Annotated in this window: 7 protein-coding genes; 5 read left to right on the top strand and 2 right to left on the bottom strand. The window is 39.1% G+C overall.

All coding sequences use genetic code 11. From position 1 onward, the window contains the following. Window positions 1-72 precede the first annotated feature (72 nt). From UABAM_RS05155 to UABAM_RS05145, 3 genes are read left to right on the top strand one after another with little or no spacing between them, the layout of a single operon-like run. Window positions 73-1,584 carry a serine/threonine protein kinase gene (locus UABAM_RS05155; RefSeq protein ID WP_151966933.1) on the top strand — a complete coding sequence of 504 codons (1,512 nt, stop codon included), beginning with the start codon at window positions 73-75 and terminating at the stop codon, window positions 1,582-1,584. Window positions 1,585-1,604: 20 nt separating this feature from the next. Next, window positions 1,605-2,591 carry a hypothetical protein gene (locus tag UABAM_RS05150; RefSeq protein ID WP_151966932.1) on the top strand — a complete coding sequence of 329 codons (987 nt, stop codon included), beginning with the start codon at window positions 1,605-1,607 and terminating at the stop codon, window positions 2,589-2,591. A gap of 24 nt (window positions 2,592-2,615) precedes the next feature. Beyond that, window positions 2,616-4,208: an ArnT family glycosyltransferase gene (locus tag UABAM_RS05145; protein WP_151966931.1), complete on the top strand. Its 1,593-nt coding sequence runs from the start codon at window positions 2,616-2,618 to the stop codon at window positions 4,206-4,208. On the opposite strand, the gene UABAM_RS05140 is transcribed toward UABAM_RS05145, so the two are convergent. After that, window positions 4,183-8,139, bottom strand: a complete 3,957-nt coding sequence (locus UABAM_RS05140; RefSeq protein WP_151966930.1) for a serine/threonine-protein kinase — start codon at window positions 8,137-8,139, stop codon at window positions 4,183-4,185. The two genes, UABAM_RS05145 and UABAM_RS05140, sit on opposite strands and share 26 nt — an antisense overlap. A gap of 153 nt (window positions 8,140-8,292) precedes the next feature. On the opposite strand from UABAM_RS05140, the gene UABAM_RS05135 reads away from it, so the two are divergent. Beyond that, window positions 8,293-9,651: an aminopeptidase P family protein gene (locus UABAM_RS05135; RefSeq protein ID WP_151966929.1), complete on the top strand. Its 1,359-nt coding sequence runs from the start codon at window positions 8,293-8,295 to the stop codon at window positions 9,649-9,651. 77 nt (window positions 9,652-9,728) lie between these two features. On the opposite strand, the gene UABAM_RS05130 is transcribed toward UABAM_RS05135, so the two are convergent. Further along, window positions 9,729-10,871, bottom strand: a complete 1,143-nt coding sequence (locus UABAM_RS05130; protein WP_151966928.1) for an NAD(P)H-dependent glycerol-3-phosphate dehydrogenase — start codon at window positions 10,869-10,871, stop codon at window positions 9,729-9,731. Window positions 10,872-11,027: 156 nt separating this feature from the next. Between UABAM_RS05130 and UABAM_RS05125 the strand changes: the two genes are divergently transcribed. Further along, window positions 11,028-13,538, top strand: coding sequence for a tetratricopeptide repeat protein (locus tag UABAM_RS05125; RefSeq protein ID WP_151966927.1), 2,511 nt, complete (start codon window positions 11,028-11,030; stop codon window positions 13,536-13,538). The last annotated feature ends 20 nt before the right edge of the window (window positions 13,539-13,558 follow it).

Below are 13,558 nucleotides of genomic sequence, written 5' to 3'. Positions count from 1 at the left end.
ATTTAGATACAGACTCATTAAATCTAATCAATAATAACAAATCACTATACATCTTTATGGAAAGTTAGTCGTATGCCATACAGGATTGGAGACTACGAGGTAGTTGAAAAAATCGGTAGTGGAGCAATGGGTGACGTCTTCAAAGGACGCGATATAAAAAATGATAACCTGGTTGCTATTAAGATATTGTCGGATGACTTATCTGGTAACCCACGTGCTGTAGATCGTTTTAAAAGAGAAATTCGTCAAACAATACAGCTAAATCACCCCAATATCATCTCTGCATGTGCTGCCGGAGAATTTAAGGGACGCCTGTACTATGTGATGGAATTTATTGATGGTACAACCGTAAAAAAGAAAATTATCACCAATGGCTCTTACGAAGAACAAAAAGCCCTTGAGATTATTTTGCAGATAGCCAGTGCTTTGGAATACGCAGCTAAATTTGGTATTATCCACCGTGATATAAAACCTGATAATATTATGATCACTGTAGATAGCAAAGCAAAACTTTGCGATCTTGGACTTGCAAAATCTACAGAAAGTGATAACAAGCTTACTGTAATGGGTACAGTGTTGGGAACTCCCCACTACATGTCACCTGAACAAGCACAAGGGGAAGATAATCTAGACGAGAGAAGTGATATTTTTAGTCTGGGTGCCACTTTCTATCATATGTTAACAGGCTCGCCTCCTTTTGATGGACCAGATCCGATCACCATCATGACTAGACTTTTAGAATCGTCTCCGCCACACATACAAGAGCGAAACCCAAAGGTATCGAATGAAACATGTCAAGTTGTTGACATGATGATGAAAAAGAATAAAAATGAACGCTACCAAAGTTTTGCCGAGCTAGTCAAAGATCTGAAGAAGCGTATTAGCGAACCAGTGAAAAAGCGCGTTATCCCCGCAAAATTTTATGAATGTTATGTTCCAAGTCAGAGTGATGTTCTATTGGGACAAATAGCTGTGCACAATAAAGTCACAGTACCTGCAAAAATGGAAGCATGCCTCAATCGGCAGGAAAATCTATACCTAATGGGCGTAGAACTCGATATATCCGATATTATGGTTGAACAAAAAATTATTTCCAACCAACAGCGAAGTTTACTACACAAAGCGAAAATTCAATTTCTTTTAGATCGTTTTGATGAGTGCTTTTTTAAATCATGTGAATCCAATAATCTTTTGTCTCCTATAGAGATTAACGAAGCAAAAACATTTAAGGCAAGTGGACACAAAGGGGTTGGTGCCTTTTTGTTATCTCAAGGTAAAATCTCAGAAGACAAACGACAAAAAATACACGCGAACATCAAAATGCTACTTATGAGTGAAGAAGGAAAAATGGTTCTGAAGTGCGCATTAGATAATAAAGTACTGACACAAACGCAAATAGAGAGAACATCGCGTATTTATTCGAATACCATTGTAATGGGGAAATATCGTTCTGTCGGGCAAATTCTAGTAGAAAAAGAGTATCTACACGCTAACGATTTTCAGGCATTACTACGTGGAGTTCGACGTAGTATGATTACTGGACAGCCCGCGACAAAATACATTCAAGAAAAACGAATTCTATAAAAAATTCCTTAGGTGTGATGATGGATAAAGAAAAAAAAAGTATTTTTGGTGTTAATCGCAAACAGCTTTCTAAAGCGCTGAAAAAAAATACTTTATCCTCACAAGATTCTGGAGTAGACAAGGGAAGTAAATCTCCTACTTCAGTTTCTCCCAACCAAGGTATCAATTCTGGGCAGGTTCCCAAAGTAAAGACAATACCACGCCCTAACTCTGGACAAGTCCCTCAAGTGAAGACAATTCCACGACCTAACTCTGGACAAGTTCCTCAAGTGAAGACAATACCACGACCTAACTCTGGACAAGTCCCTCAAGTGAAGACAATTCCGCGACCTAACTCTGGACAAGTCCCTCAAGTGAAGACAATACCACGACCTAACTCTGGACAAGTCCCTCAAGTGAAGACAATACCACGACCTAACTCCGGACAAGCTCCTCAAGTGAAGACAATACCACGACCTAACTCCGGACAATCTTCTCAAGTGAAGACAATACCGCGATCCAACTCTGGGCAAGTTCATCAAGCGAAAACAACAACACAGCCCAACTCTGCGCAAAACTCGCAAGTAAAAAGAACACCACAAACCAATTCGGGACAGTCCTCACAAGTGAAGTTGCCTCAAAAAACACAACCATCACAAAATTTGCAAGTGAAAACAGGTCAACAAACTTCGAATCAAGTGTCTCAAACGCAAACGGCAAAGGTAAAAGAAGTAGACTCTTCAAACAAAAAAGCAAAAAATAAGTACCAAGACCATCGCATATACGATGTCTCAGAACACAAAGTAGTCGGCGGCGGCAAAAAGTATCAAGACCATCGCATCTACGATGTCTCAGAACACAAAGTACCTAACAAGGGAAAAAAGTACCAAGACCATCGCATATACGATGTCTCAGAACACAAAGTAGCCAGCGGCGGCAAAAAATACCAAGATCATCGCATCTACGATGTCTCAGAACACAAAGTGCCCAGTGGCGGCAAAAAGTACCAGGACCATCGCCTAACATAAATCACCAATGGAAATGCCTCTTATATGAGAAAAAAGTTTGTGTACCTGGCCACGGCGGTTTTGATATTTATGACACTTTGCATCTTCTTTAAATACAGTGGTTTGCGAGTCCAAGATGGTTATGACTATGCTCAAATGGCGCGAAACATAAATGATGGTAATTTTTTTCACAGCCATGTGATCATACCCCTTACTGTAGAAAAACAGACAACCTCAAACAACCATGATATGTGGCGTCCTCCTGTATTTCCTTTGATGATAGCCGCTTTTTTTCTTTTGCTAGGTACCTCAGAAGTCACCATTTTGGTCATGTGTGTCACAGCATATTGCATTTTTTTGGTGATGGTCTATATCCTAGCGAAACACATGTATAATGAAAAAGCCGCTATTCTTTCGCTGATCTTTGTTGGATTTTCTCCTGAAATTTGCTGGTACACACTCAATTGCTTACGTGAACCGGTTTTTTGCGCTTTCCTAGTAGGTAGCATTTACTGTTTATATACGTGTCGCAATGCTTACATTTTGGGGATTCTTTGCGCAACGACATATCTAACCCGCTATAACTTTTTATTTTTGCTACCGTCTTTTGCGATATATTTGCTGGTAAAATATAAACGCAAAGATATAAATAAGGCGTTTATTTTAAAGGTAGCGATGGCCTTTTTCATTACTCTTAGCCCGTGGTGTGTACGCAATATAAGTTGTGGACTCTCCCCTTTTTTTACATTACAGCGCTATGAAGTCTCGTTGTTCACCAAGGACTATCCTCACTATACTGTATATCGACATGTTCACGTACCACAACCACTTGAATACACAGTAAACAACCATGACGATGTATTAGAGAAAGGTCTTTATTACAGTGCACTATACTATTGGCCTCAAGCGTTGGGAATAGGACCTTTACATACGCAGAATATTCCCCGATATTTTTTTCCAAAAAGCCTGGAGTTTGCGGAACTAAAAACAGCAACATGGGGTGATTTTTTTCGCGTTCAAAGTCGTCAATTCTCTTTACATGCATTGGTATTTATCGTTGCTGCGTTTTCTTTACTTTTTTACAGTAAGAAGCGTATATTTTATGCTCTAATCATCATGGGAATTTTATTACAAGTTTTGGTGCTGTCTTTTGTTCATCCAGTTATGAGACATTGCATTCCTTTTGTGTTACTCTGTACTGTTTTTGTTTGTGGTGAATACCTACAGAAAATCTCGTGGGGAAAGCTAAGACTGATGATTGCGGTGTTTGTCACTTTTTCCTTCGTCGTGATGATGGGTACAAGAAGCGCATCGCCGGCATGGCAACAACCAACGCAACAATCCATGGATTTCGTCAAATCGAGTACACAGGAAACTGATTGCATCGCCACAAATGTTCCTTTTGAATTATCTTGGAGGACACAACGTTTTGCACTATGGCTACCAGTTACCGTAGAGGATTACCAATTCTTAGAAAAAGCATACCCTAACTGCCGTTATTTTTACTATCATTCTCGTAAAAACAACGCCTGGCTCAACACGTCCTCCCCGCTCAAAGAGTATCTACAAAACAACTATCAATTGATTTATCAATATGAAAAAGGTTCGCTGCTTATTTACTTTTTTCGAAAGAAATAAGATTGTCGTAAGCGATCTTTTTGTCTAACGCGAATTTCTGGTTATTCAATAATGTATAAAACAAATAATTCTGGCGCAAGATACGGTGTATTTCGGGAGTCGTAATATGCAAAAGTTCTCCTAGCATTCCAGGATAAACTTTGCGTTGTTTGACGATTTCCAACATTTTAGAAGTTATTTCTTTAGGGATTTTCCGATCTCTTTTCCACAAAATGTTCACCAATTCAACAAAAAAGAGAAAGCGATCTTCTTTGTCGATGGCTTTGTACAAATATTTTTCTGCATCTTGTGAATTTCCCTGTGCCAGATGTACGAGAGCCATGTAATAATTGGCACTGGGGTAGTTGGGGTCTAACATTAAAATTCTCGATAGGCCTTGTTGATAGTATGCAAGTCTTTGTTTATTTTTTAGTTGTTTTTTGTATATACGTGAAAACAAGTAGTCTTTTTTGGCAAAACTAATGATTCCCAAATAAAATTCAAATTGTGCGCGTAGGTCAAGATGTTCTATTTTGTCACGAATGCGATAAAAAAGAGCCATGGCGACTCCTTTTTTTCCGTTATCATTGCGTGAATCTTTTACCTTTTGGTAGATCTTTTTGCGTAGGGCGTTACTACCGTAGTATGCACATCCAAAATGAGCGCTTAGATTCAAATTCGCTGAACTAGAATCTAAGAATTTCTTGATGATTTCCATTTTTTCTTGTTGGTGTTTGCGTGGTGCAACTTTGCGTTTGAAAAACCTACGTACAAAATTTTGTGCCAATTTGAGAAATGAGGAACCAGAGGCCCCTTCACCAATAGAAGAACTCAGTATAATGGCCCCTCGAACATTGTTGTCCTGCTCTTTGTCGATAAAGTTGAGTACCTCTCCCAACATCGCACTGTATATCATATATCCATACGCACGTAAAAATATATTGTCACTTTGCAAAAAGACATCAATATCCACAAAATTTTCGCGAACAAATTCTTGCATGATTTTTTTGTTGGACAATAGAGCCATACGCATAAGTGTCACCACTTGCTTATCGAGTGCGTACATACGGATAATCGGGTCTTCCTGTTTGTCTTCGTAATACAAGTTCAAAGACTCAAGACAATACTTGTCCGCCAATGTCTTGATAATTTTAATTTTTTCGAGTGTGGCTAAATTTCTATTGGGTTTTAAATCATTTAGCAAAGCTCTTATCTTATTCGTTATTAAATATTTAGGTGTTTTTTCCATGATGGCAAGACGTACATTTTCGTCAGGGTCTTGCATTCCATGTAACCATAATTCTTCTAACAATGGTAGCGCGTCCTTTTGAGGTTGCCAAAAATGCGAAAATAGGCAATAGTAAGCATTACTGCGTATTTGGGGATTGCGACTTTTGGTGAGAGCCACTAATTTTTTTCTAGCTTTTTCGGCCAATGAATGGGAAGTATTCACAAGAGATCTGGCGATAAAAAAGGCCTTTTCTTCGCTACGGCTCTCTAAGACTTTTTGTGCATATTGCGAATCACTAGACAGAGTTTTCACAGAGAGAATTTGAGAAAATTCATCGCTAAATTTTTGCGGTGGGATGTCTGTTTTTATTTGAATATCTGCATATTGCAATGCGGCGCAACATATGATCTTTTGTATGCCTTCGGTTGCCAACATTTTTACTTTTTGGAATTGTAATTTACGAATTAATGCCAGAGCAGCTAAGTAACGATACATCACAAGCTCTTGGGCGTTCTCAACGGTGGCAACAAGAGTTTGCTGTGAGATCTTCTCTAACATATGCGATTGGAAATGTGCTTCTAGGAGCATATAACGCAAAACTTTTTGTTGCTCTTGTTTTTTGAAATCCAAAATCTTATTGCATAAGGCGCTATTTTTTTTCCCCAATACTTCTTGTAGCCTTGGATTATAGCGCGATAAAAACAAAGCTTTTTCAGCACTATCAAGGATATTACGGTCTTTAGATTCCAATTTTATAAGCAATTGTTTTAAATCGACATCGTAATGCAAAAGTTTTTGCTGAAGTTTGTAGTCGCTTGCGTACTTTCCACGTTTGGAAACGAAGTATTTTTCGAGTATCTTCGGAGGGGTAAATGATGCACCTTCTAATTCTTGGAGGATCATCGCGTAGTAACGTTCCATCTGTGGCATATTTTTTGACACCACTTGCGCAATACCATTCATAGCCTCAATGTTTTTATTGTTGATACGGCGTGCTTTGTGATATGTTGATAACGCTTGGGCATATCTCCCTTGGCGCTGTAAAATATCGGCAACACAAACATATGCGCGATCATCTCGTTCGTTTATACTCAAACATTTTTGTAAAAAATCTAAGGCTTTCTCATCATTGCTATTCCGCGAATGCATTCGTCCTAAATACAAATAGAGTGGCGCAAAATTAGGCAGCTTTGGTAACGCTTCTTGCAAATTTTTCAGGTTGTTTTTACCTAAATGAAACTCCGTTTTCCCTAAGAAAAACAACAATTGGTGGTGAAATAGGAAACTTTCATTTTGTATTTTTTGTTTGGTTTTTAACAAGATATCAAAAGCCTGCTGGTAGTCTTGCTCATGTAAATACAATTGTCCGAGATAGTAACCGGCGTATGCTTGTTGGATTTCTTCGCGTGCGTTTTTCCATACGAATAAGAATTGATCACGAGCCCCTTGTGCATTTTTTTCGTGGTATAAGACCTCTCCCTTTGCCAGCCGCATCATCATCGCGTTTTTTTGCGATAAATTGATGTTTGCGTAATGTTTGTGAAATAGTTTTGTATTGCGTAGTCTTGCATAAACAAAGGCCATGTACATGTTGTAATCGTTTACAGAAAGTTGTTCACTTTTATGTGCAAGATGCAATTCTCGCACAGCTTCATCATAAAAACCGTTGCGTATGGATTTTAATGCGCTTTCTTTTTGTGTTATACTAATCGCCAGCTCCTGACGACGATTACCTAATTTCCACGTAACAAAGCTCACGGCAAAACAGCAAATCAATAGCCAAGAGATAACTTTACGCCTGTGGCGTATCCACCACAAATGCTTGCGCCCAACGGAAATGTTACCGCTTTTTAAATAGGAACGTAAGTCATCGCCCAGTTGTTGTGCACTTTGATAACGATTTTCGGGATTTTTTTGTAACGCTTTTAAACAGATTCTCTCCAGCGGTTCAGGCATTTCAGGACATATGTTTCGCGGGGGTTCCACTTGGGCCTCTACGGAATTCCATAAAATCTCCACAGCACTTCCACCACGAATCGGAGGTTGTCCGCAACACATGAAGTACAGCACCCCACCTAAAGAGTATACGTCAGATAGGGTATTGATTTTGCGACGTAGTCCTTCCGCTTGTTCTGGTGACATATAACCAGGACTACCTATTGTTACCCCAGTTTTGGTAAGTGACTTATCGGCGACATTGGTAATTTTTGCCAACCCAAAATCCATCAAGTAAGGAGTCCCTTCGCGACTCACTAAAATGTTCGATGGTTTTATATCGCGGTGAATGACGTTGTGGCTATGCGCGTAGGCCACCGCATCCACGATGGAAAGGAATAAACGTACTCGGTCATCGAAAGCCATCGAGCTGTGATCTATGTAGTCTGTTAAATCACAGCCGTCAACATATTCCATTTCAATGTAAGGGTTTTCATCTTCGAAATCGAGATGGTGTATTTTGGTAATATTCGGATGAGAAAGACGTGCGATTGCCTTGGCTTCGCGCAAAAAACGTTTTTGAGATGTGGCGTCGAGAACGAATTTTATTGCAATATTGCGCATCAGATCGTTATTTCGTGCAAGGTAAACAACCCCCATACCTCCACGGCCTAACTCTTTAATAATTGTATATTTATCATTTGTGTTTTCTTGTTGTTCTTGTTGTTCTTCGACATTTTTAGGTGTTTCGAAGAAAGAGTCATCAAGATCATCGTTCTCAATCATAGTACCGCTCCATTGCCATTTGCCCAAAAAATAACATAAAAACTTTCTAGCTTTGACTTTAGTAAAAACCAAATGTTACAATTTGTCAAATTGATTCCCAGCAATGATGTTTTTTATCGATGAATTACTCTGATTTTTACTTGGGAGAACTCCATGAGACTACTCACCATTATGGTAATATGTTCGACTTTCCTATTCGCGCAACAAAACGAAATAACAAGCGAAAGAAAAAAACGGCGTTCACGCCTGGCTGCACAAATGCAAAATAACAGCGTACTGATGATTTTTAGTCCAGAAGTGAAACACAAAAACAGTGACATACATTATGAGTATCGTACTTCGAGTAATTTATATTACTTAACGGGAATTACACAGCCGCAAACAATTCTCATTATTGAAAAACAACCACAAAAAGTGATTGAACATTTATTTATTGCGCCCAAAGATTGGTACGATGAAATGTGGGAAGGAAAAAGGCTAACACCTCAACAGGCACAGAATATTAGTGGGATTTCATCGGTACACTCCCACAAAAAATTCTCCTCTTTTACCCAAACACTGCATGCTACCTCACAACTGTATCTCGAAATCGAAGACGCCGCATGGATTTCGCGCAAACTCTATGACAAATATAATGGAAGTGCTATACTCCTAAAAAAAGACACGACGAGCTGTAAAAGCCTAGTTGCCAACCTGCGTTTTCTGAAATCAAAGTACGAGATAGATTGTTTACGTAAAGCCATTGTTATTACCGAAAGCGGTTTACGAAAAGCCGTTAAAATGATGACCCCTGGTATGTATGAATATCAAATCGAAGCACAAATTGAATATGCTTACAAAGAAAACAATGCCGATTGGGGATTTCCTTCTATTGTTGCCGCAGGGGAAAATGCCGCGATACTACACTATACAAAAAGTCAAGGGGTTCTCGAAGCAAATGACTTGGTATTAATGGATGTGGGGGCCGCATATAAATACTACAGCGCTGACATTACCAGGACTGTGCCAGCGAGTGGGAAATTCACCGTAAGGCAAAAGCAAATATACGAACTGGTGTTGCAAGCGAATATAGATGCTCTACAGGCGGTCAAGTTGGGAGCTTCGCTTTATGATATACATCGTCGAGCTGTAAAAACAATCAAAAACGGGCTTTACGAATTGGGCCTAACCACCAAAAGAGATAGTGACCAATACCGCATCTTTTTTATGCATGGAACTTGCCACTGGTTAGGACTAGACACGCATGACGTCGCCGGAGACATTAAGACAATTTCTGTGGGAAGCGTATTTACGATAGAGCCAGGCATATACATTGGTCCGAATACCATCACCATGGCACGTATGTTTTATGGTGATGATTTTGCAATGAAAATAGCTTCGAAGGTGAAAGAATACATGAACACATGTGTGCGCATTGAAGACGACATTTGGATGAGCGAAAATGGACCAGTGGTGTTGTCAACCGGTATTCCCAAAGCAGTGACAGAAATAGAAGAATTGATGGCCAAATAATACTAGAGAGGCGTTTCATCTATATTGCGCAGCTAATCATTCAATCGAGCAACAAATTGCTGCGCAACATGGAAATGCTATAAATTTTTGACTCCAAAAAAACCGCGCTCGCGGCGATACCATATTCGCGGAAACAAAAAAGACAACACGCGCGAAATAGTTAGGCGTGCTTCACGTGACCGAATTTTATCGCGTATGCGATAACGATGTACCGCCTCTTCTGGCGAACAATCGTTTTTGTACAGCATCTTATATAAATTATTGACAATCGGAACAAACATATTGATCGACTCACACAATTGATACAAAGGATCTAGAGTATAAAATCCTTCTACAGTTTTAATGTTGAGGGCTTCTAGAGTATTTTGTAGCAATTCGTCTATGGGTAAACTACTATTTTTTTGGTGTTGCTTGGCAAATTCTCGACCAAAACGAAAGTTCCGACTACCTTCGGTACAGGTAATCGCCAAGTCTCCCAAACCAGCACGACCATCTAGTGTCGCACGCCTTGCGCCCATAAACGAAGCGATGGCTTTCATATCGACAATACTTCGCGTCAGGTAATCACCGTTAATGCTACTTCCCATATCTGTACCCGACATAATTCCCGCCATAATACCAAAAACGTTTTTGAGTGCTCCGCCCAATTCGACGCCAATAACATCTTTGGTAATTTTTACATCAAACGTTTCGGTATCAAAAAGAAGACGAATTTCATGGAGAATTTTATTATTTTTTCCACCGAGCGCTACTCCAATAGGATGGTGAGCAAATATATCCTTAGAGAATGCGGGACCTCCCAAAGAAGTTATACTACACAAATGTTTGACCGCTTGTAACTCTTCGCTAATTATTTGAGACATTCGCTTGAAAGATCCCACCTCCAAGCCTTTCGCCAAATTAATGATGATGGTTTTATGACGAATAATGGGAGCCAACTCTTTCGCTACGCTACGCATAGATTGTGCTGGTACACCCATAATTGTGTAGTCGGCCTTATCCACAGCCTGCTGTAAATTGTCATGCGCAACTAGATTATGTGGTAAAGGAGTTTGGGTATATTTTTTATTGGTGTGATCGCGATTGATTTCTTCTACGATTTTTTTGTCGCGTGCATAGATACAAATGCTATAATTTGCGTCGTTTTCATATTTCTTTGCTAGATGATATGCTGTTGCTGTTCCATAACTTCCAGCGCCCAACACTGCTATTTTTTTCATTTTTTGCCTCAAGTGTTTGTCACATAAGTTTTTATATGATATTTTTGTTGTCAAACTGCGGTCGTACTAGTAGTATATTATTTCTTTATAACATAGAATCTATCATAGATAAAACGTTTTTCGCGTAACAACTCAGGTTTTGTGGAGAGAGATACAATGAAGAAATACATCATTTTGCTTGTGCTACTTACTTCATGTGATTGGGCCGTAAAAGACCAACCACATGAGAACGTTCAAAATCGTTCTCCGCAGGATATTGTTATTAAAACGCTAGACGATGATCAACCACTTGAGGAAGAAATAAAAATTCTTCCATACGATGGGAAATACTCTCTACGCAACCGTTTTTGGAATTTGTCTAAAATCACCAAAATAAAGAAAGATATAGAGCTTGCACTTGCTGACAAGCTGGGCTATTTGCAAAATGACTCGTTGTTTATAGAAATCGAGTACCGCGATTGGGAAAGCGAGTATGAAAAAAAACCTTTTGTGATTGCTCCGTTGGTAAAAGAAGGGCAAGAAATATGGCGTATTACCTATGTTTCTGAACATCTGCAAAATGGTAGTGTCCCTCTTTCCATTATTTACAAAACAGCGATTGCACAGATTTTACTGCGCGATGCTGTGGGAGATCATTATGGAGAAATCCCTGATTTTTTATGGCAAAGTCTTGTACATTACGGATGCGGGTTAGAAGAATACACAGTAAAGAAGGCTTTATTGCGTATTGTAAATGGCAACAAAGTTTTTCTTGAAAACGCGATCGTGGGTCTTGATAGTAATGTTCAACCTTTTCCTCAACTAGAGTCATTGTTTCTTCTGATTTTTCTGGAAGAAAAATACGGGGCAAAAAATGCGGTAAAGGACTTTACTTACAACGTGCTCTTCAACAAAAAAAACTGGGAAGAGCAATTAGCTTTGTCATCCGGAGAGGACTTTTCCACTTTTTCGCAAAAAGTGGTACTGTTTGCGAAACAATATCTCATCAGTCGTTATCGTAGTTTAATCTCTAAATACAACGGTGCGCTAAAGGAATACTTAGCGGAAAACTATGGCGCCGCGATCTCTAAGGGACAAACCTTTATTTTAAACTACCATGACAGTGTGTTGGTATACGACATGCACTTCTGGATGGCCATGTGCTATTACGAATTAAAAAACTACACGCAATGTCTGGAACAGTTACAAAATATTTTTTCCGACAAACGTTATTTTTGCCACAACCTGTCCCTGGCAAACTATCGTCATGCCATGTCTTTGTATCGTTTGCAAAAACTCTCGGTAGCCATTGATATTTTTGCTGATTTTCGACGTGATTTTCCCTGGGAAACCAAGTTTGTGGGGAGCGCTTTATTTTTTCAAGCACAAAGTTTTTTAGCCAACAATCAATCGGAGCGCGCTATTTACCATTTTGAAGACTTTATTCGCGACTACCCACAGCACTATCGTCGTGCAGTTGTCGTGGAAAAAATGGCGTATTTGTACTTGCAAATGGAAAGATATCAACGTGCAAAAGTTTTGTTTGCTGAGTTAAAACAACTTGATACCGATGATAAAATTAAACGTCTTGCACAACAATCCATACAGAGAATTAGAAGTCTAGAAGAACAAGAACCCTCCGCAAAATTACGTCAACATTTGCAAGAAACAGCACAAAATTTCGCGACACTGACGAAAAATCAAAAACAAGAAACACTACGTGACTTGGGTCATATCGGCCAAATAGCACTACCATGTTTAGAAAGTATATATAAAGATAGCCAAGACGTACTAGCAGACTTTATTGAATGTATAGCCGATATACAATCGCCGAAAGGTATCTCGCTATTGTTGAGTACCTTGCGTTCACAAAAAGAATATGACACGCAAATTTTTATTGCTCTTGCAAACATCGGCATCCCTATCCTAGAGTTAGAAACGATTATTGAACAAGAGTTTCAAGATGTTTCCTCGCAAAGACGCAAAGAAATTTCGCAAAATTTTCGCGATTTATTCTGGGGGGCAACAAACGTCGTTGTGCAAAAAATCCCTTCATTTGTGGAAGATATTAACTCTGATGCTAAAAAACAATACGCGATTATCGAAAAAATGAACTTGGCATTGGGAAAAGAGCAAATTCCCGTACTCAAAAAATTAGTTTTGCATGGCAAAAGTGAAAAGGTTAAAATTCACGCTTTAGAAAACCTGATTGTGTGGCAAGATGAAACGACACCTGAGTTTTTAAATGGTCTACTTTTTCATTCGAACAAGTATGTTCGCCACCTAGCACTAACAGCGCTGAAAAAACAAAAATATTATCGCATTACAAATTTTACAAAGTTATTTTCTGACTCGTATGTCAAAGTAAGAGAGGAGGCTCTTAATTTATTGCCATTTGTCGATATTTCGGATAAAATAAACATACTCGTCTCTGTTCTTGATGACGAAAATTATGACATTCGCAACCGCGCGCGTCAGACTTTAATTGATGCGAAAGATACAGGGGTAAATTTGGTTTTGGCAAAGGGTTTGGCGAAAGATACACAAAATATTAGCTACTACAACTACATCGTACAAATTTTGCGAGTACGTACCAACGATTTTGAGTTATTACAGACGTATCACCCGCAAATGAGCCCGACACAACGAAAGGAATTAGCCCAAGAGTTAGCAACTAAATGGAAATAGACATGTTTTTTTAGCCTTAA

The sequence above is a fragment of the Candidatus Uabimicrobium amorphum genome, assembly GCF_009002475.1.
GTDB lineage: Bacteria > Planctomycetota > Uabimicrobiia > Uabimicrobiales > Uabimicrobiaceae > Uabimicrobium > Uabimicrobium amorphum.
Note: the sequence above shows the minus strand (reverse complement) of the source record. Positions and strands in the feature narration are given on the sequence as shown.